Raw genomic sequence first — 21,018 nt, 5'->3', positions numbered from 1 at the left:
CGGGGCGGTGGTCACGGCAGCACGGTGAAGATCCCGCGCGCCCACTGGCCACCGTCCCGGCACTGCCCGGTCACGTAGTAGTCGTTGGACGCGGTGCCCGGCGGAATCGTGAACTGCGCGTCGACCGTGCCGTCCGCCTTGATGGGCGCCGTCGTCGTGAGCCCCATGGCGTCGATGCTCACGTTCACCGTCCGGTCGCCGTAGTCCGGGCAGCCGTCGAAGTTCGTGCCGCGCACGCTCAGCACCTGCCCCGCCCGCAGCTTGTTCGGAGTCCCTGTCACGACGAGTGGCGGCGACACCGTGTAGATCGCCTGCGATGTCAGGCCCGTGTCGTCCGTGCACTGCCCGGAGAGGTGGTGATCGCCGACCGACGCGTTCTCCGGCACCGTGAACCGCACGCCGAACCGGCCGTCCGGCTCGATCGCCACGCCGGACTCGGCGACAGCGCCGTCCCACAGGACGTTGACCGTGCGGCGTCCCGTGCAGGCGTTGAAGCCCGTGCCGTAGAAGTTCACCGACGTACCCGGCAAACCACGGGCCTGGGACATGGTCGTCCCCAGCTGCGGTCCGGGGCCCTGCGTCTTGGTCGCCACCGGGCCGGACGTCTTGACCGGCGGGGTGAGCGACAGCGGGGGAACGGACGTCGGCGACAACGGTGAGCTGCCGCTCGTCGGCGCACTGGACTCGCTGCCAGATGCCTGTGGCGCGACGCTGGCCACCTTCTTGTCGCCCGGCTCGGGCGTGGTCCCGCGGTCCGGCAGGAGTGTGAACAGGCCGGCGCCTCCGCCCGTGACCAGCACGACCACGAACACGATGGTGATCTTCTTCTTGTTGTTCTTGCGCGACTCCCGCAGGACCTCGCGCAGCAACTCGGTGAACTCGGCGTCCTTCGCCGCGCGGGCACCCAGCTCTTCCGGATCGGCCTCATCGCCCACGAGCTCGACCAGTTCACGCAACCGGGGCGGCACCGGTCTCTCGTCCTTCGTGGTCGCGATGAGCCGGGCTATCTCACCCAGTTCCTCCGCGCGCCTGGCCTCGATCTTGAAATCGCCGCTCGTCGCCACTTTCTTCCCTTCGTGCGCCGTCTTTCACCGAGATGTCGGCGTCCGAACGAGGCGGCTTGAAGGGGAAACCTGGCCAATACAAGGTCAAACGAAGGCAAGCGCCACACAGGCCCCGAACACGAGCCAGCCCGTCAGCGGTCCGCTGACGGGCTGCTCCGTTTTCTTGACCAGGACGCCGCTGACGATCAGTCCCGCGAGCAGACCGAGCGGCGGCAGCAGGGATTTCGCGGTGAGACCGAACGGGAACGCCACCAGGTAGACGACCGGTATCCCGATCACCAGCAGGGCGAGCTGGAGCAGCGCTCCCGTCAGGTTCTTCCGCACGAAGATGTTCTTACCGGAACACGAAGAACGTCACCGCGGCACCGCCGACACCGATCAGCAGGGCGATGAAGCCCGCCGCCAGCGGGTGCCGGAACCAGCTGCGGTTGTAGTCCAGTGCGGCCCGGCCGGGCCCGGCGAACAGCGCCGCGAACGCCATGCCCGCGAGCGCCAGCTCCAGCTCCACTCCGTTGGGACCGAAGAAGCCGCCCTTGTACTGCAGCGCGATGACGTTGGCCATCACCGCGAGCAGGCCCGCCGCGGCCAGAGGCGTGAACAGGCCCAGGACGAGCAGGCCGCCGCCGGCCAGCTCCGTGATGCCGGTGACCCAGGCGAGGACCACGGACTCGCGGTAGCCCATCTTCTCCAGCTGCTGCGCGAAGCCGTTGATGCCGGGGCCGCCGAAGAGCCCGAAGACCTTCTGCAGGCCGTGCAGCACGAAGATGCCGCCGAGCACCGCGCGCAGAACGAGCAGGCCGATGTCCGGGCCCGCGGTCCAGCCGAACTTCTTGCGGTCGTCGGCGAACGGGTCGTCGTCGTCCGCGATGCCGGAGTCCACAGTGGACTTGTCCAACGGCGTGTAGCCCGTGGTGTCGAACGCCTTCGTCGTCGAGTCGTACGGCGAACCGACGTCCGTGCCCACTCTGGTCGTGCCGTCGTCGAAGTGGTGCACTCCCCCTCCGCTGCTCGAGTAGAACGAGTCGTCGGAGAAAGCGCTCGATGTGGTCGAGCCTTTGTCGTGAGTAGCCACGCCCGCACGCTAGGAGACCCGCCACGGGCGCGCGAGAGCCGAACGGCAGCTTAGGTTCACCCTAATGGACTAGAGATGTCCTAGTAGGTGCCGTTCACAAGATTGCGCGGACGTTGCCCCGCAACGTAGCGAGCGACCTCGGACGCAACGACCGCGTATGCGCGATGTGCATGCCCGGTGCAGCTCCCGGCCACGTGCGGGGTGAGCAGCAGACCCGGCGCGGTCCACAGTGGATGATCCGCGGGCAGTGGTTCGGGATCGGTCACGTCCAGGGCCGCGCGCAGTCGCCCGGAATTCAGTTCCGCGAGCAATGCGTCGGTGTCCACGACCGGCCCGCGGGCGCCGTTGACCAAGATCGCGTTGTCCTTCATCGCGGCCAGGAACTTGGCGTCGACCAGGTGCCTGGTCTCCTCGGTCATCGGCGTGAAGATCACCACCGCGTCGAACTCCGGCAGCAACGACGGCAGCTCGTCGACGCCGTGCACGCCGTCACGCGCGGTGCGGCCGACGAGCACGGACGAGGCGTTGAACGGTTCGAGGCGACGTCGCAGCTGCTCGCCGAGGTCGCCGGCGCCGACGATCAGAACCTTCTTGTCCTGCAAGGTGTCCGTGAGGTGGTAGTCCCAGCGGCCCTCGGCGCGGGCGCGTTCGAAGACGAGGAACTCTCGGTAGATCGCCAGGAGTGCGCCGATCGCCCACTCCGCAGTGCTGCCGCCGTGCGCGCCGCGGCAGGTGGAGAGCATCACACCGTCCGGGATCTTGCCGACGAAGTTCTCCGCGCCCGCGCTGAGCAACTGCACGAGTTTGAGTTTCGGCAACTGCGCGAACACGTCGCGCGGGTCGGTGCCGGCGAGGAACTTGGGGACCAGGATCTCGGCATCTGCGGCCTCTGCGGGCAACGGCTGACCCGGCGTGTAACGAACAGGCCGGACACCGTCCACCTGAGACAGCGCCTGGACTCCGAAATCATCTGGCACGAGCACGGTGAGCGTCACCAGAGCAAAGTACGTCAGAATGACGACCATGCGGGAGCACGACGTCATCTCCTGGGACGGCACGAAGATCCGAACGTGGCACGCGTCCGGTGACGGCCCGCCCGTGCTGCTGTGTCCCGGCATCGGCTCGGGGCCGGAGTCGTGGCCGTCGCTGACCGACCGCGGCGGCGTGCTCAGCTGGTACATGCGCGGCACGATGGGCTCCGACCGGCCCGTCGACGAGGGCAACATCTCGTTGGACGACCACGTGTCGGACGCGCTCGCCGTGCTGGACGACGCGGGCGTCGACCGGTGTGTCGTCATGGGCTGGTCGATGGGCGTCACGATCGCGGCCGAGCTGGCGTTGCGTCATCCGGAACGGGTGGCGGGCCTGCTGCTCGTCGCGGGTGCGCCGGGTGACTCGTTCGACGGCATGCTGCCGATCATCCCCAAGAACGTGCGCCGGTTCGTCGGCAACATGGGCACGCGGATGCTTCGCCAAGCCGGTCCGGTGCTCGACAGCGTGCTGCACCGCATCCCCGTGACGGACCTGACGACGTTCCTGCTGCGGCACAGCGGCGTGATCAAGCCTTCGAGCGACCCGAAGGCCGTGACCGAGGCGGTGAGCCGGTTCCTGCAGCACGACTGGCGCTGGTACTTCACGCTGGCGCTCGCACTGGGCGAGACGGCGCGCCAGGACCTCGGCCCGATCGTGTGCCCGGTCACACTGCTGGCCGGCCGCGACGACGTGCTGGCGACGACGGAGAGCATGTCCGGCCCCATCGGCGCACTGCCCCAGGCCCGGCTGAGGGTGCTGCCGTGCAGCCATTACCTGCCGTTGGAGGCTCCCGAGGTGGTCAGCGCGGAGCTCGATCTGCTGCTGGACCGCGTCCGGTCGGTGGACTTCGCGACTTCCGAGGCATTCACTTCGGGTTCACGGTCGCGCACCTAGCCTGGGAGCCGTGGTTCGTTCCGTCGTGTTGTTGGCCGCCGCCTGCCTGCTGGCAGGGGGCTGCGCGAGCTTTCCAGAAGAGCCGCCACCCACGAGCTGGAGCGCCCAACCACAGCTGACCCCGCAGGCGGGCCCGAAGCCGGAGCTGCCGGGCGAGTTCCGCCCCACCCCAGGCGAGCAGGGCCGCGGCCAGACGCCGCAGAGCATTCCGCCGCCGCAGGGCTGCAAGGACTTCAGTCCCGCCGTGATCGCGACGTGCCTCACCACCGTCACGGGCGTGGCCCCTATCGGTGCCGACGCGAACGGCGGTGTCGCCGCCTACGCGACCGAACGCGGCGGGCGCCTGGTCAAGGTGACCAAGGACGTCGACCCGGTCGTGATCGCACAGATCGAGACCGACACGTCGTCCGACGGCGGCCTGACCGGGCTGGCGCTGTCGGCCACGTTCGCCGAGGACCAGCTCGCGTACGTCTACGTGACGACCGCGACCGACAACCGCGTGCTGCGGATCGCGCCCGGTGACACGCCGAAGCCGATCCTGACCGGCATCCCGAAGGGCCCGTCCGGCAACCGCGGTGTGCTGGCCAGCGACCGCCGTGGCTCGCTGCTGGTCGCCACCGGTGACGCGGGCAACCCGGCGCTGGCCGCCGACCCGAACTCGCTGGCCGGCAAGGTGCTGCGGATCGACGGCTCCGGCAAGCCCGCGCAGGGCAACCCCACCGCCGGTTCCGCGGTCGTGTCGTCCGGGCTGCGGCTGCCCGGTGGGCTGTGCGTGTCGGCCGACGCTCAGAAGATCTGGGTGACGGACTGGACCGCCGCCGCCGACGTCGTCTACCGCGTCGCGCCGGGCAAGCTCAGCGAGGTGGCGTGGAACTGGCCGGACAAGCCCGGTGTGATGGGCTGCTCGTCGTACTCCGACATGCTGACCGTGACGACGTCGAAGACGCCCGGGTTGCAGTCTCTGGCGATGAACGCGACCGGTGCGTTCACGGGCAAGCCCGAGCTCACCATGCAGGAGGACGGGTTCGGGCGGCTCGGGCCGATGGAGATGCTCAACGACACCGCGTCGTTGGTCGGCACGGTCAACAAGGCCGGTGGCCAGCCCGTGTCGTCGGACGACCGCGTTGCGATCGTTGTGCGTGAAGGCGGGCCTGGTGGCGGAGGCAAGGACTAGGGGCTGAGGGCGAACCTCTCTCCTTCGTCGCGCCACCACCGCGCGTAGACCTCGCTCTCCCCCACGAGCTTCAGGTAACCGGCGGCGACCTGCTCGCACAGGTCGTCGATCTCCTCCGCGACCGGCGCGTCCACCCGCCAGGCCAGCACCACCTCGCGGACCAGCGGGTTTCCCTCCAGAGGCAGCCGCGCGACGCCGGCCGGGGTGCCGCCGACCGGGTAGAGCGGGCACACCGCGCCGGACTCCCTGATCAACGTCAGCGCGACGTGCGCCTCACTGCTGAAGTGCGCGATCCGCTGCTCGAACCCGGCCGCCGCGCACTGGCGGGCGAAGTGGGCGTTCATGCCGCTGTCGTCGGGCTCCGGCATGACCCACTTGTCGTCGGCCAGCGCCTCCAGCCCGATCTGCGACGAGCCGGCGTGCGGGTGGTGGTCCGGCACGCCGACGAAGATCGGTTCGCGGGTGAGCAGGCGGTGTCCGACATTTGACGGAAAGGAAAGCGGAGTACCGGGAAATTGACGCATGACGACCACGTCGAGTTCGCCGGTCGTGAGCAACGCGGTCAGCGTCCCGGTCTCCTTGATCGTGCGACTCGTGACGTTGTCGCCGAGTGCGCTCACGAGTAGTCCGAAGTGATGAGCAGGGATTCCGGCGAGCCTGGTAGGAGCGCCGGAACTGTGCGCGTTACGGCGCGTTACGCGTTCCAGCGCGTGGAACTGGGCGAGCATCGAGCGCGCCTCCTGCACGAAATCCACGCCCATCGGAGTCGGCCGCACACCGTCTGCCGTGCGGAGGAACAGGACGCCACCCAGGTGGTCCTCGATGCGTTTGAGCTGCGTCGTCACCGCCGGTTGGGTGAGGTGCAGGCGGGCGGCGGCCTTGCGCAGGCTGCCGCAGTCGGCGATCGCCACGACCAGTTCGAGGTGCCGCACTTCCAGACGCATGCGACTCATGTTATCGCCCAATGTAATAGGGCCATTGCGGTCCGCAATCTCGCGTGAGACTACGGCGTCTCGATACGTTCGGCCGCGTGATGGAATTGGCCGAGCGCCCGACGCGCACCGACGCGGTGCTGTTTTCGGATCGGGCAGTGAAAACGTTTCTGGAGGCCGCGTCCGCCGAATACTCGTTCATCACCGAGGATGAACCGAGACCGTGTTTCGCGGTGCTGCTCGGCCGATCCGCCGGCACGGAGGCGGTGGTCGAGGAGGTGGCGTTCGGCCGCAACGCGCGGTTGACCGACCCGTCGGCACAAGAGGAGTTCTCGGCGACGATCGTGCCGCGGTTCGGCACGGCGTACGAGAACCCGGTGCGGGCGTGGTGGCTCGACCCGGCCGACCTGCTCACGATCACGCGCTCGGCGGACGCCCGCGGGCTCGACGTCCTCGGCTCGATCCACCTGCACCCGGACTGGCACCGGCTCGGGCCCGAGTGCGAGCGCGACCGGCCGTTGAGCGACCACCCGACGCCGATGGACGAGCACATGTTCCGCAACAGCGGGTGGCCCGTGAACGTCGTCTGCTACCTCGAACGCCGCCATGGCGGCCTCTACTACTCGCTTGCCGCGTGGGACGCCGAGTGCCTGCGCCTGCCACTGAGGATGAACCACGCATGAGTGAACAGATCTACGAGCTCTGGCGACGCATGGAGCAGGGCTGGGCGAACGGCGACGGCGAGGCGTTCGCGAGCGCGTTCGCCCAGGACGTCGACTTCGTGACGGTGCGCGGCGCGGAACTGTTCGGGCGGCGGGCTGTCGCGCTGGGCCACGGGCAGCTGTTCGCCGGGCCGTACCAGGACACGAAGCTCACGGCCGAGATCAGCCTCATCAGGCCGTTGGCCGACGGCATCTCGTTGGTGCACGTCACGTCGTCCATCGCGCCGGTGGGCATCACCACACACGCGCAGGCCGTCGTCGTGCGGCGGGCCGGTGTGTGGGAGATCGCCGCGTTCCACAACATGATCCCGAAGGGAAAGTCATGAGCAGGCCCAGGTTGCGGCACATCGCGTTCGTCGTGCAGGACGCGAAGGAGATGGCCGACTTCTACACCTCGCGGTTCGGGATGGAGCTGTTCCACACCGACCCGGACGGCAGCCACTTCGTCACCGACGGGTACATCAACCTGGCGTTGATCCAGCAGCGTCTCGACGGTGACGTGCCCACCGGCTTCAACCACTTCGGCTTCCAGGTCGACTCGGTCGAGCCGTACCTGGAGACGCTGGAACCGAAACCCGCCCTGCGCGGTGGGGATCGACCTTTCGCCGAGTACCGGGCGATCGACCCGGAAGGCAACTGGTTCGACCTGTCAGCGCACGGCTTCCTGCCGCCTGGGGCCGGGCAATCCTGACCCGGCCCCAGGCAGTCGGTCAGCGCGTACCCGTCCAGAAGATGGCTCGCGCCACCTGGGCGTAGAGGCCCTTGGGGTGGTTGCGGAACATCGGCTCGGTGCCGAACAGCACGACGCGAGCACCACCAGCCGACGTGCCGGAGACGACCGCCGCCTGACCAGCGGCGGCGTCCTGGCCGCCGGTGCCGTTGTCCCTGGCGTGCCAGTGGCCCGCGGCGATCACCGTGCTGCCGTAGCGCTGCTCGACCGTCACGCCCGCACCGAGGTTCGTGAACCACTGCGGCGCGTAGACGAACGAGTGCGGCAACGCGCCGGTGCCGACGGGGCCGGCGCCGTTGACCACGTTCACCACACCGTTGGCGTCCTCCCAGCCCGCGACCGAGGTGGCCTGCAGCAACTTGGCGTCGGCGTTGAACTTGCTGCCCGTCGCGCCGCGGGTGACGACGCCGCCGCGCTTCAGGAACTCGTCGAGCGCCGCCTTGGCCGTGGGGTTGAGCTGCGTGTAGTTCAGGCCGGCACCCACGTACAACGCGTCGATCCGCGACCAGTCGAAGCCCGCGTTCAGCACCGCGGTGGAGATCGTGCGGACCTCGAACCCGGACTCCCGCAGCACCTGCAGCTCGTCCGCGGACACGGCGGCCGCGATCACCTTGCGCTGCAACGCGACGCCACCGGGCTTAGCCGTCGTGAAGCGGACGCCGTAGCGGTCGGCGACCTCCTTCGCGGCAGCCCTTTCCCGTGCGGGAACGACGACCGCGCCGTCGTCCTGGCGGCGCAGCTCGATGCCGCGCGACAGCAGATCGTTGACGGCGTTGACATCCTTGCCGTCGTTGAGGACCAACGCCAGGTCAGCGCCCGGCGCGGCGTTCACGTCACCGGTCGGCGCGGCCGCCACGACGGGCTTGCCGTCGAACCGGAACGGGCCGCTCTTGTAGACGTCGACCGAAGCGCCCCACAGCAGGCGGTGGCTCCAGCCGGAGATGTCGTACATCACCGGTGCCTTGTCCGAGATGTCGCTGCCCTGCTCCAGCATCACGTTGGCCAGGCCGCGCTTCGGCTGGTGCATGTCCACGACGTACGACCCGGCCGGATAGCGCTTACCGCCCAAGGTGAACGGCCTTTCGGCGCGTTCGACCCGGACGTCGTGCCGGACGAGCTGGTCGACGAGGCGCGCGGCGGCAGGCGCCGACCGGTCGCCGGTGATCACGTAGGCGCGCGGGAACTCCGTGGTGAAGCGGTCTTCCGGGCCGAAGCCGGGCACGAACCCGTCCGGGATGTACCGCTGCGCCTCACCTGCGGCGCCACGGCGGAACATCTCGGTCTGGCCGGCGATCAGGTTGCGCCGGTTGTCGTCCACGTAGTCGAGGGTGGTGTCGATGGTGGCCTCGACGACGTCGGTGTTGATCTTCGAACGGCGTTGCAGCTCGGCGACCGGCTGGGAGTTGTAGTCGCCCCGGTTGACCCGCATCGGGATCTCGATCGTGTACGAGATCGCGCCCTGGTACATCGCGTACTGCGCGGTGTAGATCGGCGCCCAGCCGTCCCATTCGCCGACCGGGTAGTCGCGGAACGGGATCTCCGGCTTCGCCGTCTCCGGATGTCCGAGCGCCTGCACGGCCTTCTCCATCTGCAAGCCGTTGGCAAGGCCGTGCTTGATGTACAGGTCGAAGTCGTAGTTCTGGCCGTGCGGCGGTGTGGTCGGCTCGATGAGCGTCTTCGACGAGTACCCGTGCTCGTCCAGCATCATCAACGGCTGGGTGCGCTCGACGATCTCCTGCATCACCCGGTTCTCGGGCTGGGAGTTCGTGACGAAGTCGCGGTTGAGGTCGAAGCCCGCGGAGTTCTCCCGCGTGCCAGCGACGCGGCCGTCCGGGTTCGCGGTGAGGTTGAAGTAGATCCTGCTGCGGCGCAACAGGTTCTGCACGTCCCGGTCGTTGCTCGTGGCGAGGCGCTCGATGACCCGCAGCGCGCCGTCGGTGCCTTCCCACTCGTCGCCGTGGATGTTGTTGTTGATCCAGATCGGCGCCTTGTAGAGGCCTGCCGGAACGTTGCGACCCTCTTCGATCGAGGCGCGGAAGCGTTCCTGCAGACGGGTTTCCAGCGGCGACTCGGGCGCGGTCAGCGTGACCAGGTACAGGTCGCGGCCGAGTCCTGACTGGCCGGCGACCTCGACCGAGATCCGGTTGCTCTTCTGCTGCAACGCGTTCAGCTTCGGCGCGAGCGAGTGGTACGGCGCGAGGCCGAGCTTGATGGCCTTGTCGGCCGGGTTCTCGGGGAATGTTCTGAGCTTTGTCCTACGTGGATAGCCCTGGTGCCGGTCGGCCTGGTTCTCCCCCTGAGCCAGGACGAGCTGTGAGGTGATCGGGTCTACTGCCGCGATCTCGTTGCGCTCAGGCCCATTGCCTGGTTCGCGGTCGGTGACCGAAGGCGTTGGTGCTGTCGGTTGTGCCGTTCCGTTGACGGGTGCCGCCACCGCCGCGGCGACCGCCAGGAGTACAGCAAGCAGAGTTCTGCGCATGCGGTCGTTTCTTGCACAACGGCCCGCGCATCGACTAGAGCCGATAGGCGGGCCGTTGGTTCGGGCGCTGTCCCCACGGCTGTACCCCCTGAACAGCCGTGACGACAGCGACCGAGTCCCCTCGGTCAAGACTTTTGACCAGAGTGGCACAGAAAGTCACGCGCAAGCGAGAGAAGTTCACCAACCGTGTTCGCTACTCGGGGCAGAAGTCACCACTGACCAGCGGGTTCGCCCAGGGGTTGTCCGGACAACCACCCGATCGGTCTAGCCAGAGCCCAGACACAGGAAGGGCCTGCGGAACGGGTCTTTCGCCATCGCCTCAGCGAGCGCGACGGCCGGCGCGGCACCGGCGACCAACGCGCGGTGGTAATCCGCCATCGCCGCGGCGCTGGTCTCATCGCCGACCTTGCTCGCCGCCGCTACGACCGTCCTCGTGCCACCCGCCAGCATCGCGCCCGCGAACCCGAGGGCTTCGTCACCAGGACGAACGCGGTTCGAGGCGAGCGAACAGGCGGACAGGACGACGTGCGCGGGCGGCTTGCGGAGCCGGCCCAGCTCGTGGGCGAACAGCGGACCGTCGACGAGTTCGAGCCGGGAGAACAACGCGTTCTCGTTCTCGTGTTCACCGTGGGCGGCCACGTGCACGAGATCCGCGCCGTCGAGGTGTGCGAGCACCTCCGCCGCGGTCGCGTCCTCACCGGACAGCACCTTCGCCCTGTCGTGGTGTGAGGCGAGCCGGTCCAGCTCGTCGTCGGCGAACTGCAGGTTCGGCCCCCTGACCAGCAGCACCCGATCGGCCTTCACCTTGTCGGCCTGGGTCGCGGCGAGCCACGCCGTCGCACTCGGCGCCGTGACGACCGGGCGACCGTGCAGGCTCGGGAGGACGCCCCACGGCACCGTGTACAGCGGACCGGTCGGGACCACGACCAGTTCCCGTTCGCCGATGAGGTGGATCAACGGCTTGATCAGCAACGAGTCCAGCGTGCCTGCCTGCCTGCGCGCCGACCCGCCGATGACCTCGACCAGCGGCGGCGGCAGGTAGTCAGGAGCCAGCGCGTTGAGGTCGATGTGGAGCTTCTGGGCCCCTTCCAGCGCGTCGTGCGCGGCACCGAGCCTGACCATCCGCACCTGACCGCCAGCGACCACGACGGCCACCATGTCCCCACCGGACACCACGAAGCTGACCATGGCGCGCTCGCCCAGCTCGGCGATCACCTCGTTGATCGTCGCCATCGGACGCGTGCGACCCCACCGCTGCGAGTGCCACCCCAGCCTGTTGGCTTCACGTTGCGCCTTCAACAGGTCGCTGCGCAGCTCGGTGGTGGGCCGGCCGTCGAGACCCGCGCGCATGAGCTCCCGGCCGAGTCCGCGAACCTCCGCGATGCGTTCGGCCAGTTCGGAGTTCTCGACCAGTTCCAGCGGTTCGTAGCGGTACGCCTGCGCGCGGGTGCGTTCCAGCCACACGAACACCTTGCGCGCGTTGTTGCTCTCCAATGCCAGGCGGATCGCAAGCTCACGCAACTCACGACCGTGCACTGCCGTGGCGGACACCAGCTCCAGCCCACCGAGCTGGTCGCGCACTTGGCCGAGTTCGTCCAAACCCTTGCGCGCGTGCATCAGCGCAGTGCGGCGATCCCCTTTGGCCAGCGCGAGTTCTGCGAGCACGAGCCGTCGTTGCATGCGGTGGTCGAGCGGCGTGACAGCGCGTGGAGCCGGAAGCTGGCTCAACAGTTCCTCAGCCTCTGCGAGCCGGCGGCGGCGGACCTGGAGCCGGACGGCGAGCACTCCGGCCAGCCGGGCCTCGTCGAGCAGATGGTTGGCCGCAAGCTGTTCGGAGAGCATCAACGCCTTCTGCACGAGCGCGTTCGTCACGCGCTTCACCTGCATGGCGTGGGCCCAGAGCTCGATCAGCGCCGCCATCATCCACCACGTGCTGCCGCGCTTGCGCAACTTGCGCATGGAGGCTTTCGCCATTCGGCGGGCCAGGTCGAACTGGTCGTCGAGGAGTGCCGCCGACGCCCGGTACATCTCGACCTCGGCGATGTCCTGACTGACCTTGTTCTTCCGCAGTACCGGCAACGCCTCGTCGAGCATCCGGCCGACATGGTCGGACATGCCGGCCATCAGCAGGCATTCGGCGTGCAGGAGCTGCGAACTGGCCAGCACCGACGGCTTCTGATGTACGCGGTAAAGACGCTCGGCTTCCTCGAAGTGCCGCAGAGCCTCAGCTACGCGCCCGCTCTGCTTGTACGTGTTGGCGAGCGCCGCGATCGCGTAGGGATAGAGCCGGTCCAGGCTGTGCTCAGCACTGAGGGCCGCCACCCGTTCCAGATCCGTGACAGCGGCCTCGCTGCGGCGGATGGCCGCGTTCGCGAGCGCCCTGGAGATCAACGAGGTCGCGAGCCGATTCACCCATTCCGAGTCGACGCGCTCGGGCGAGGTCCGCAGTGCGTTCTCAGCGAAGTCGATGAACGGGCCGAACCACGGGACTGCCTGCTCCGGCTGCCCCATGCGCAGGATGATGCAGGCTTGGTAGTAGTCGGCGGAGCCCTTGAGCAGGACGCGCAACCACGGGTCCTCAAGCCGTTCGAGCTCCTGGCGCGCCTGGTCGAAGAACCCGACGGCGGCGTCCAACCCGCTGGCTTCGCCGGTGGCGTCACCGAGGCAGTACAGGATGCGGGCCCGCAGCTCCGTCCGTTCGGGACTGTCAGGCGCGCGATCGGCGTGCACGAGTGCACGCTTGTGAAGGCGGATTGAGGACGGGAACCGGTAATGGTCCTGCTCCGTCCATCCCTTCTGGTACAACTCGCGCGCTCTATCCAGGGCCAGAGCGGGCATGTGATCATCACACCACATGCGCCCAAATGCCGCTGTCCGCCAACCAGGCGCAGAGCCGGGTGACGGACAGCGCGGAGTGTGACCTAGACCACGACATCCTTGGGCAGATTGTCCGGGTGGTTCGGGCAGTCCGCGTCGTGCACCTTCGACTCCTCGACGGTCAAGTCCTCTGCCGTTGGCGCGAACTTCGGAGTCTGGCCGCAGCACTTGGGCGTGACGGGCGGCTTCGGCTGCGGCACCGGCGTGGGAGCCGGAGGCGGAGGCGGCGTCGGGTTCGGGTTGTCGTCGGTGATGATGTCCTTGACCTTGTCAAGGATGTCGTCCAAGAAGCCTTCGCGCTGACCAGTCATTTGAGGTTTCCCCCCTCGTTTGGACTATTTACTTCCCATCCCCCCAGATGGGTGCGTACGAGAGAGTCGCACACACGGCTACAGGTATACGTCTCATTTAGCTAACAGCCACTCGACCGGCCTAAGATCACAAAGGGTCACCTGCACAAACAGGTGACCCTTTGTGATTTTTGCTTCGATTATGTATCTACGAGCAGCGTGCGACCACGATCTCGCGAACGCGGGCCGCGTCGGCCTGACCCTTGGTGGCCTTCATGACCGCGCCGACGATCGCACCGGCGGCCTGGATCTTGCCGTCGCGGATCTTCTGCGCGACGTCCGGCTGAGCCGCGAGGGCCTCGTCGACGGCCTTCTCCAGTGCCGAGTCGTCGGAAACGACCTTGAGGCCGCGCTTTTCGACGACGTCGTCCGGGGAGCCTTCGCCTTCGAGGACGCCGTTGACGACCTCACGGGCGAGCTTGTTCGTGAGCGCGCCGGAGTTCACCAGCTCGATCACCCGCGCCACCTGGGCCGGGGTGATGGCGAGGTCGGTGAGCTCGACGCCCTTCGAGTTGGCCTGCTGCGCCAGGTACGACACCCACCACGGGCGGGCCTCGTCCGGCTTCGCGCCCGCCTCGACGGTGGCGATGATGAGGTCGAGAGCGCCTGCGTTGACCAGGTCGCGCAGCACCTCGTCGGTGAGGTTCCACTCCTTCTGGATGCGCGCGCGGCGCTCCCAGGGGAGCTCGGGCAGCGTGCCGCGCAGCTCCTCGACCCACTCGCGCGACGGCGCGATCGGGACCAGGTCAGGCTCCGGGAAGTAGCGGTAGTCCTCCGCCGTCTCCTTCTTGCGGCCGGGGGACGTGCTGCCCGAGGACTCGTCGAAGTGACGGGTCTCCTGGATCACCTCGCCGCCGGACTCCAGCACCGCGGCCTGACGCGTCATCTCGAACCGGACAGCGCGTTCGACGCTGCGCAGCGAGTTGACGTTCTTGGTCTCGGTGCGGGTGCCCAGCGCGCCGGTGGTCTTCGGCGAGAGCGAGACGTTCGCGTCGCAGCGCAGCGAGCCCTGGTCCATGCGGACGTCGGACACGTCGAGCGCCTTCAGCAGGTCGCGCAGCGCCGTGACGTACGCGCGGGCCACCTCGGGAGCGCGTTCCTTGGTGCCCGGGATCATCTTCGTGACGATCTCGATCAGCGGCACACCGGCGCGGTTGTAGTCGAGCAGCGAGTGCTCGGCGCCGTGGATGCGACCGGTGGCGCCACCGACGTGCAGCGACTTGCCGGTGTCCTCCTCCATGTGCGCGCGCTCGATCTCGACCCGGATGACCTCACCGTCGTCCAGCGTCACGTCGAGCCAGCCGTTGAAGGCGATCGGCTCGTCGTACTGCGACGTCTGGAAGTTCTTCGGCATGTCCGGGTAGAAGTAGTTCTTCCGCGCGAACCGGCACCACTCGGCGATCTCGCAGTTCAGCGCGAGGCCGATGCGGATCGCGGACTCGACGGCCTTGGCGTTGACGACCGGCAGCGAGCCGGGCAGGCCGAGGCACGTCGGGCAGGTGTGCGTGTTCGGCTCGCCGCCGAACTCGTTGGCGCAGCCGCAGAACATCTTCGTGTTGGTGTGCAGCTCGACGTGCACTTCCAGACCCAGGACGGGGTCGTACTTCTCGATGACCTCGTCGTAGTCCATCAGCTCAACCAGAGAGGTCATGCCAACTCGTCCTTCCGCAGAGCACGAACGGCCAGCGCCGCACCGGTGATCGCCACGGCGATGCTGGCGACCGCGTTCGCCAGGGCCAGCTTGTCCTTCTTCTCCCGGGCCGCCTTGAGGCCGGAGACCGCTCCCACGGCTCCCATCACGGCACCGAAGAGACCGAGGAAGCCCCTTGCCTTCTTGATGTTCACAGCGAGGGACCCCCAAACGCACCACGCGCTGCCTCGTACGCGGCGGCGACGCGGTACATGCGGTGGTCCTGCAGCGCCGGAGCCATGATCTGCAGGCCGACCGGCATGCCGTCCTCGTCGGACAGACCGCTCGGGACGCTCATGGCCGGGGTGCCCGCGAGGTTCGCGGGGATCGTGCAGAGGTCGGCCTTGTACATGGCCATCGGGTCGTTCGCGCGCTCACCGATCTTGAACGCCGTGGTCGGCGTGGTCGGCGAGATGAGCACGTCGAAGTTCTCGAACGCCTTCGCGAAGTCCTGCGTGATCAGCGTGCGGACCTTCTGCGCCGAGCCGTAATACGCGTCGTAGTAACCGGACGACAGCGCGTACGTGCCGATCATGATGCGGCGCTTGACCTCCGGGCCGAAGCCGGCCTCGCGGGTCAGCGACATGACCTCCTCGGCGCTGCGCGTGCCGTCGTCGCCGACGCGCAGGCCGTAACGCATGGCGTCGAACCGGGCGAGGTTCGACGAGCACTCGCTCGGCGCGATGAGGTAGTACGCGGGCAGCGCGTAGTCGAAGCTCGGGCACGACACGTCCGCGATCTCCGCGCCGAGCTCCTTGAGCTGCGACACGGCGGCCTCGAAGCTGCGCAGCACGCCCTGCTGGTAGCCCTCACCGCTGAACTGCGTGACGACACCGATGCGCAGACCGGACAGGTCACCGCTGAGGCCCTCGCGGGCAGCCGCGACGACCGGCGGCACCGGGGCGTTGATGGACGTGGCGTCCATGTGGTCGTAGCCCGCGATGACCTCGTGCAGCAGCGCGGCGTCGAGCACCGTGCGCGCACACGGACCGGCCTGGTCCAAAGAGCTGGAGAAGGCCACGAGGCCGTAGCGGGAAACGCCGCCGTAGGTCGGCTTCACGCCGACGGTGCCGGTGACCGCGCCGGGCTGGCGGATCGAGCCGCCGGTGTCGGTGCCGATCGCGAGCGGCGCCTGGTTCGCGGCCAGCGCCGCGGACGAGCCACCGCCGGAGCCGCCGGGGATGCGGTCGAGGTCCCACGGGTTGTGCGTGGGCCCGTAGGCCGAGTTCTCGGTCGACGAACCCATGGCGAACTCGTCCATGTTCGTCTTGCCGAGGATGACGACGCCGGCTTCCTTGAGCTTGCGGGTCACCGTCGCGTCGTACGGCGGCAGCCAGCCCTCGAGGATCTTGGAACCGACGGTCGTCGGCACGCCCTCGGTCGTCATGACGTCCTTGAGCGCGAGCGGCACACCGGCCAGCGGGCCGACGGTCTCGCCCGCCTTCACGGCCTCGTCGATCTTGCGGGCCTGCGCGAGCGCACCCTCGGCGTCGACGTGCAGGAAGGCGTGGACCTTCGCGTCGGTCTCGGCGATGCGGTCCAGGTGGGCCTGCGTGACCTCGACGCTGGAGACCTCACCGCTGTGGATCTTCGCGGCGAGCTCGGCCGCGGTGGCGTGGATCAGGTCGTTGGTCATGCTTCCTCACCCAAAATGCGGGGCACGCGGAACCGGCCGTCCTCGGCTTCAGGAGCGCCTGAGAGCGCCTGCTGCTGACCGAGGCTCGGACGGACCACGTCCTCGCGGAAGACGTTGGTCAGCGGAACGGCGTGCGACGTCGGCGGGATGTCGGCCGTGGCGATGTCGCCAACGGTGGCCACCGACTGGAGGATCACGTCGAGCTGTCCGGCGAACAAGTCGAGCTCGTCCTCGGTAACAGCCAGCCTGGCGAGCTTCGCCAGGTGCGCGACCTCGTCGCGGGAGATGCTGGGCACTCCTGTCAACCCCCGTAGGGTCGGGATTCGAATCGGGAACCCCGTGAGTCTATGGGCTGGTCAGGCGCGCCTTCGAACGGGTTACCGCCTCTGAGGCTGACCGGCACGTCAACTTAACCGTTCCGCAACGCGGACAGCAGGTCATGACCGCAACCTGCGTCTGCGAGAATCACCGACCGGCAACGGCGCAAGACGCGGGGTCTCGCGCACGAGCTATGGAGGCGTTCACCTTGTCGTTCCTGATCCGGGTCCAGCTCCCGGACCGTCCCGGCACCCTCGGCGCGGTCGCAACGGCTTTGGGCGAGATCGGGGCGGACATACTCAGCGTGGACGTCGTGGAACGCGGTTCCGGCGTGGCGATCGACGACCTGGTCGTCGAACTCCCGTCCGGTCGCCTGCCGGACACGTTGATCACCGCCGCCGAGTCCGTCGACGGCGTCGAGGTCGACGCGGTCCGCCCCTACGCCGGGATTTTGGACACCCACCGCGAGCTGGAGCTCGTGGAGGAGGTCGCCGACGAGCCGCACAAGGGCCTTGAGGTGTTCACCGAGGGTGTCCCCAAGATCATCCGTGCCGGCTGGGCCGTGGTCGTCGGGCCTGAGGGGACCGGGATCAACCGGCTGACGGCGTCCTCCGCCGCCCCGGAGACGCGGATGGCTTCGGCGCCGTGGTTCCCGCTGGAGCGCGCGACCGTGCTCGACGGTGAGGACGAGTGGGTGCCGGAGACCTGGCGGGAGCTGGGAACCGAGCTCGCGGCGACTCCTCTGGGCAAGCCGGATCGGGTGCTCGTCGTCGGGCGTCCGGGTGGGCCGATGTTCCGTGCGGCGGAGGTGGCGCGGTTGGCGCACCTGGCCGGCATCGTCGCTGTTGTGCTGCCGGACTAGTTGGGGGCCTTGGCCTTCAGGTTTCTTCTGGCCATCGCGATGAGTTCGGCGTTGTTCTTCGCTTGGTCGCCGTTGGGGAGGACAAGGGTGTCCTCCAGGCCCATGCGCGTGTGGTGTTCGAGCCGTGCCGCGTAGGTGAAGACCGGCCAGGCGCTGTTCTCCCTGCCGTGCAACAGGATCGGCAGGCCCAGCGGTTCTACCTGCTGGAGGATCTGCTCTGCCGTGTGCTCGGTCGCGGTGACGGTGATCCTTGTGGTGCCTGGTGGTGGGTCTAGTTCTGTTGGCGCTGCTACTACGAGCTCTACGGCCACGTTGACCTGGTAGAGGGCTTGAGCCAGGTCTCGCCAGCCCGGCTCGTCGACGTGGACGCTCGCGATGTCCGGTCGTCCCGCGGCCAGTGGGGCCCAGCTGGCGATGAGCGTGGTGCGGTTGCCGGGGACGTTCGTCGACACGCTGATCTCCATGCCCGGCACGGCCGCCCTGACCGTGGCGATCGTTGTCGCCACTTCTGGGCCTACGAGCGTTGGCGCACCAATGACGTCTCTCGGGTGGATGTGCACCGAGGTGACGCCCAGCGCGGCCACGTCGGCGGCGTCTTCCGCCAGACGCTCCGGCGTGAGCGGCAGGGCCGGGTGCTCCTCGGCTGTGCGGGAGCCGTTCAGACAGGCTTGCAGCACACTTCATACGGTCCCACACAATCATGGTCCGCGCGTTGCTCCAACGGCTAGCTTGAGGACATGCGACTGGCCCTGGTGCTCGCTCAGCCCGATCTGGCGATCGGCGATCTGGCGCTGGGCATCGCCGGTGTGCTCGCGGTGGCGGGCGTGATCGTCGTCGCCGTCATGCGCGGGAAGCGGTGATCACAGCAAGCCGTTCCGTTCTGCGGGCGTGGTGATCTGGCACCAGAATCGGCCGTGATCGCTCACTCCACCGGAGGTAAGAAGATCATGGCCATCACCGTGAACCTCGACATGCTCCTCGACAAGCAGTACGAGAACCTCCCGCTCAACGAGATCCTGGACGCCCCCGTCGACGCGCTGCAGGGTGTGAGCCCCGGCGACGCGGAGAAGCTGAAGGCCGCGTTCAACATCAAGACCGTGCGCGACCTGGGCACCAACAAGTACTTCCGCGCTGCCGTGACGTTGCTGGACCTGGAGGCGACCGCGCGTTAGAGCGCGATGCGGTAGTGGACGAACGGGGTCTTCTCCGCGACCTGGTCGTAGAGCCGGCGGGCGGTTTCGTTCCACTCGCTGGTGTGCCAGTAGACGCGGCAGCAGTCGCGTTGTTCCGCCCACTCCGCCACCGCTTCGATGAGCGCGCGGCCGACGCCCCGGCCGCGCGCCTCGGGGGCGGTGAAGAGGTCCTGCAGGTAGCAGACGTCCGGGCCGGACGTGCTGGGGTGCTGGAAGAAGTGCGTGATGCCGACGACGGTGTTGTGCTCGTCGCGGGCGCATAGGGCGTGGATGGTTTTGTTCTCCAGGAACGCTTGCCACTTCTCGTCGTAGGTCTCGTGCGGCAGCGTGCGTTCGTAGAACGTGTTGTAGCTGGTGAAGAGCTCCTGCCACCTGGTGCGGTCAGCGAGCTCGAGGTGGCCGATCGCGATCATGTTGATCCTTTCTGCGGTCACCCGGTTGGATGACCCCCGTGTCGACGGACCTCACCACCGAACTGCTGCTGCACCGCGCGGGCACCAAGTCGTACTGGCGCGGGCTCACCTACCGCGACTCCGTGCTGTCCCTGCGGGTGCACAGCCGGCACGTGGCGGCTCGGGTGCGGGGCAGCGAGGACGCCGTCTACACGATCCAGATGTCCTGGTCGGGTCCTCAGCTGGTCGGTGACTGCAGCTGCCCGCACGGGTCGGAGGGGTTCTTCTGCAAGCACTGCGTGGCGGTCGGGCTGGTGTTGCTGGACCGCGGCCTGACGGTCCCGCCGCCCGACGCCGAGGACGTCGAGCTGCGGGACCGGCTGAGATCGTTGCCCGCGGAGGTGTTGCGCGACCTGCTTTACGAGCAGGCGGCCGGTGATCCGGCCGTGCGGGCTCGGATCATGCAGGCCTGATCAGGTTCCCGTGCGGGGCGCGTGCTCCGTGGTCACCGGCGTCTGCGTGCCGTGGTCCTGCGGGTCCGCGGACGCCGTGGTGCCGCCGATGATCAGTGCGCCGAACACCGCGGCGCCGAGCAATGCCTTGCGAATCAACTCGAATCCCCCATTCGTTGTGTGGCCCCCAAGGCTAGTCGAGTTGATCACGTCAGCGGTCGGACATGTGGCCGCAGAACTGGGTTTCCGGTGGTATCCCGCACTTCGAGCCTGGCGGGAAGGTCGCCGTGGCCAGTGCCCAGCCGGTGCCGGTGGCGGTGCGGGCGAAGATCAGCACGTGGGTCATGGAGAAGCTGGTGTTGTCGATCGTGGCGGATTCCTCGAAGTACAACGCGGTCAGCTCGCGGACGTGTGCGACGACGCTGCCGTCCTCGGTCAGGTGCACCCGCTTCAGGTCGGTGCTGGTCTCCGCGTGTGAGTAGCCGCCGAACGGGAGTGCGCTGATCCGTTGCCTGCGAGCTTCCAGCTTGATCTCGTCGGTGCGGAGCTGGGCTGTCAGCGCGCCGGTCGTGGGGATGCCGAAGCCTGCGGTCTGCTGGACGTTGGTGACCTTGTCGGCGCGGTGCTGGAGGTAGCGCTGGGCCAGGTCGGCGATGGTTCGGCGGTCGTGGTCGGACAGGTGGGCCGGTGCGGCCGAGGCGGCAAGCAGGAGCAGGGCGATCACGGCGAGAAGCGCCGGTCTCATCGCGTCACCGCGCTGGTCGGTTTGCCGCCGGGCGGTACGCGGATCGGGCCGGGGAGGGCCACGTACCAGCGGCCGTCGATCTTCGACACCACGATCCGCTCGTCGTAGCGAGAACCGTCCGCGTGCGCGCCCTTCACGTGAGCGTTGGCGAACATCGGGCCGAAGTCCTGGGTGATGTCCACGGACTCGACCGCCAACGCGCTGCCGCCCCGGTCGGACAGGTGGGACGCGGCCTGGTCCCGGTGCGCCTCGTTCAGCACCTTCGTCAGGGCCGGTTCGTCTTGGTCGTTCATCGCCGCCAGATACGTGTCGACGGCCGTGCGCGGGTCGTCTGCTCCTGTTTCCTCGGCGGAGCAGGCGGCCAGCACCAGTGCGGACGCCAGCAGGACAGCGGCTGATCTCAT

26 protein-coding genes are annotated in these 21,018 nt (G+C 68.2%); 9 read left to right on the top strand and 17 right to left on the bottom strand.

Features of this window, described 5'->3' with window-relative positions:
- Positions 1-11: 11 nt before the first annotated feature.
- The 4 genes from LFM09_RS39480 to LFM09_RS39465 form a co-directional block, all read right to left on the bottom strand.
- Positions 12-1,064, bottom strand: a complete 1,053-nt coding sequence (locus LFM09_RS39480; RefSeq protein WP_414101753.1) for a hypothetical protein — start codon at positions 1,062-1,064, stop codon at positions 12-14.
- A gap of 84 nt (positions 1,065-1,148) precedes the next feature.
- Positions 1,149-1,388 (bottom strand): hypothetical protein, encoded by a 240-nt coding sequence (locus LFM09_RS39475; RefSeq protein ID WP_414101752.1) that lies wholly within the window; start codon positions 1,386-1,388, stop codon positions 1,149-1,151.
- 10 nt (positions 1,389-1,398) lie between these two features.
- Positions 1,399-2,136, bottom strand: a complete 738-nt coding sequence (locus LFM09_RS39470) for a DoxX family protein (protein ID WP_414101751.1) — start codon at positions 2,134-2,136, stop codon at positions 1,399-1,401.
- Between the two features lie 80 nt (positions 2,137-2,216).
- On the bottom strand, positions 2,217-3,161 hold the full coding sequence (locus LFM09_RS39465; RefSeq protein WP_414101750.1) for a 2-hydroxyacid dehydrogenase: 945 nt from the start codon (positions 3,159-3,161) through the stop codon (positions 2,217-2,219).
- Here LFM09_RS39465 and LFM09_RS39460 point away from each other — a divergent pair.
- Both LFM09_RS39460 and LFM09_RS39455 read left to right on the top strand, forming a co-directional pair.
- Entirely contained in the window at positions 3,160-4,062 is a 903-nt protein-coding gene (locus tag LFM09_RS39460; protein WP_414101749.1) for an alpha/beta fold hydrolase, read from the top strand. The genes LFM09_RS39465 and LFM09_RS39460 overlap by 2 nt on opposite strands.
- Positions 4,063-4,072: 10 nt before the next feature.
- Positions 4,073-5,236, top strand: coding sequence for a PQQ-dependent sugar dehydrogenase (locus tag LFM09_RS39455; RefSeq protein ID WP_414101748.1), 1,164 nt, complete (start codon positions 4,073-4,075; stop codon positions 5,234-5,236).
- Here the strand turns inward: LFM09_RS39455 and LFM09_RS39450 are convergent.
- Positions 5,233-6,180: a LysR family transcriptional regulator gene (locus LFM09_RS39450; RefSeq protein WP_414101747.1), complete on the bottom strand. Its 948-nt coding sequence runs from the start codon at positions 6,178-6,180 to the stop codon at positions 5,233-5,235. The genes LFM09_RS39455 and LFM09_RS39450 overlap by 4 nt on opposite strands.
- A 146-nt stretch (positions 6,181-6,326) precedes the next feature.
- Between LFM09_RS39450 and LFM09_RS39445 the strand changes: the two genes are divergently transcribed.
- The 3 genes from LFM09_RS39445 to LFM09_RS39435 are packed head-to-tail and all read left to right on the top strand — an operon-like array spanning position 6,327 to position 7,581.
- On the top strand, positions 6,327-6,851 hold the full coding sequence (locus LFM09_RS39445; protein WP_414101746.1) for a hypothetical protein: 525 nt from the start codon (positions 6,327-6,329) through the stop codon (positions 6,849-6,851).
- Positions 6,848-7,216 carry an SgcJ/EcaC family oxidoreductase gene (locus LFM09_RS39440; protein ID WP_414101745.1) on the top strand — a complete coding sequence of 123 codons (369 nt, stop codon included), beginning with the start codon at positions 6,848-6,850 and terminating at the stop codon, positions 7,214-7,216. The genes LFM09_RS39445 and LFM09_RS39440 overlap by 4 nt, the downstream gene beginning before the upstream one ends.
- Complete coding sequence (locus tag LFM09_RS39435) at positions 7,213-7,581, top strand: VOC family protein (RefSeq protein WP_414101744.1); 369 nt, start codon at positions 7,213-7,215, stop codon at positions 7,579-7,581. The genes LFM09_RS39440 and LFM09_RS39435 overlap by 4 nt, the downstream gene beginning before the upstream one ends.
- A gap of 19 nt (positions 7,582-7,600) precedes the next feature.
- On the opposite strand, the gene LFM09_RS39430 is transcribed toward LFM09_RS39435, so the two are convergent.
- The 7 genes from LFM09_RS39430 to gatC all read right to left on the bottom strand — a co-directional run bounded on the left by LFM09_RS39430 (position 7,601) and on the right by gatC (position 16,948).
- Positions 7,601-10,099: a M14 family zinc carboxypeptidase gene (locus LFM09_RS39430; protein ID WP_414101743.1), complete on the bottom strand. Its 2,499-nt coding sequence runs from the start codon at positions 10,097-10,099 to the stop codon at positions 7,601-7,603.
- A 264-nt stretch (positions 10,100-10,363) separates the two neighbouring features.
- A complete protein-coding gene (locus tag LFM09_RS39425) occupies positions 10,364-12,829 on the bottom strand; it encodes a CHAT domain-containing protein (RefSeq protein ID WP_414101742.1) in 2,466 nt (821 codons plus the stop codon).
- 191 nt (positions 12,830-13,020) lie between these two features.
- Positions 13,021-13,287: a hypothetical protein gene (locus LFM09_RS39420; protein ID WP_414101741.1), complete on the bottom strand. Its 267-nt coding sequence runs from the start codon at positions 13,285-13,287 to the stop codon at positions 13,021-13,023.
- Positions 13,288-13,474: 187 nt separating this feature from the next.
- Entirely contained in the window at positions 13,475-14,977 is a 1,503-nt protein-coding gene (gene gatB, locus LFM09_RS39415; protein ID WP_414101740.1) for an Asp-tRNA(Asn)/Glu-tRNA(Gln) amidotransferase subunit GatB, read from the bottom strand.
- Entirely contained in the window at positions 14,974-15,171 is a 198-nt protein-coding gene (locus tag LFM09_RS39410) for a hypothetical protein (RefSeq protein WP_414101739.1), read from the bottom strand. The genes gatB and LFM09_RS39410 overlap by 4 nt, the downstream gene beginning before the upstream one ends.
- Positions 15,168-16,652: an Asp-tRNA(Asn)/Glu-tRNA(Gln) amidotransferase subunit GatA gene (gene gatA, locus LFM09_RS39405; protein WP_414101738.1), complete on the bottom strand. Its 1,485-nt coding sequence runs from the start codon at positions 16,650-16,652 to the stop codon at positions 15,168-15,170. The genes LFM09_RS39410 and gatA overlap by 4 nt, the downstream gene beginning before the upstream one ends.
- The gene (gatC, locus tag LFM09_RS39400) at positions 16,649-16,948 is read right to left on the bottom strand and encodes an Asp-tRNA(Asn)/Glu-tRNA(Gln) amidotransferase subunit GatC (protein ID WP_086660690.1); all 300 of its coding nucleotides are present in this window, start codon (positions 16,946-16,948) and stop codon (positions 16,649-16,651) included. The genes gatA and gatC overlap by 4 nt, the downstream gene beginning before the upstream one ends.
- Positions 16,949-17,178: 230 nt before the next feature.
- Between gatC and LFM09_RS39395 the strand changes: the two genes are divergently transcribed.
- The gene (locus LFM09_RS39395; protein ID WP_414101796.1) at positions 17,179-17,832 is read left to right on the top strand and encodes an ACT domain-containing protein; all 654 of its coding nucleotides are present in this window, start codon (positions 17,179-17,181) and stop codon (positions 17,830-17,832) included.
- Here the strand turns inward: LFM09_RS39395 and LFM09_RS39390 are convergent.
- A complete protein-coding gene (locus tag LFM09_RS39390; RefSeq protein WP_414101737.1) occupies positions 17,829-18,509 on the bottom strand; it encodes a 3-keto-5-aminohexanoate cleavage protein in 681 nt (226 codons plus the stop codon). The genes LFM09_RS39395 and LFM09_RS39390 overlap by 4 nt on opposite strands.
- 60 nt (positions 18,510-18,569) lie before the next feature.
- Between LFM09_RS39390 and LFM09_RS39385 the strand changes: the two genes are divergently transcribed.
- On the top strand, positions 18,570-18,692 hold the full coding sequence (locus LFM09_RS39385; protein ID WP_414101736.1) for a hypothetical protein: 123 nt from the start codon (positions 18,570-18,572) through the stop codon (positions 18,690-18,692).
- Positions 18,693-18,746: 54 nt separating this feature from the next.
- On the top strand, positions 18,747-19,004 hold the full coding sequence (locus tag LFM09_RS39380) for a hypothetical protein (protein ID WP_414101735.1): 258 nt from the start codon (positions 18,747-18,749) through the stop codon (positions 19,002-19,004).
- Here LFM09_RS39380 and LFM09_RS39375 read toward each other — a convergent pair.
- Positions 19,001-19,459 (bottom strand): GNAT family N-acetyltransferase, encoded by a 459-nt coding sequence (locus LFM09_RS39375; protein WP_414101734.1) that lies wholly within the window; start codon positions 19,457-19,459, stop codon positions 19,001-19,003. The two genes, LFM09_RS39380 and LFM09_RS39375, sit on opposite strands and share 4 nt — an antisense overlap.
- 17 nt (positions 19,460-19,476) lie before the next feature.
- On the opposite strand from LFM09_RS39375, the gene LFM09_RS39370 reads away from it, so the two are divergent.
- Positions 19,477-19,890, top strand: coding sequence for an SWIM zinc finger family protein (locus LFM09_RS39370; RefSeq protein WP_414101732.1), 414 nt, complete (start codon positions 19,477-19,479; stop codon positions 19,888-19,890).
- Here the strand turns inward: LFM09_RS39370 and LFM09_RS39365 are convergent, their stop codons facing one another.
- Genes LFM09_RS39365 through LFM09_RS39355 form a run of 3 tightly spaced genes read right to left on the bottom strand, consistent with a single transcriptional unit; the run spans position 19,891 to position 21,018 of the window.
- Positions 19,891-20,028, bottom strand: coding sequence for a hypothetical protein (locus LFM09_RS39365; RefSeq protein ID WP_414101730.1), 138 nt, complete (start codon positions 20,026-20,028; stop codon positions 19,891-19,893).
- Between the two features lie 52 nt (positions 20,029-20,080).
- Complete coding sequence (locus tag LFM09_RS39360) at positions 20,081-20,614, bottom strand: hypothetical protein (RefSeq protein WP_414101729.1); 534 nt, start codon at positions 20,612-20,614, stop codon at positions 20,081-20,083.
- Entirely contained in the window at positions 20,611-21,018 is a 408-nt protein-coding gene (locus LFM09_RS39355) for a hypothetical protein (protein WP_414101728.1), read from the bottom strand. Before LFM09_RS39355 ends, LFM09_RS39360 begins: the two co-directional genes overlap by 4 nt.

Origin of the sequence: Lentzea alba (genome assembly GCF_047445655.1) — a bacterium.
Taxonomy (GTDB): Bacteria; Actinomycetota; Actinomycetes; order Mycobacteriales; family Pseudonocardiaceae; genus Lentzea; species Lentzea alba_A.
The sequence above is the reverse complement of the archived record's forward strand: the minus strand, read 5'-3'. Positions and strand labels throughout refer to the sequence as shown.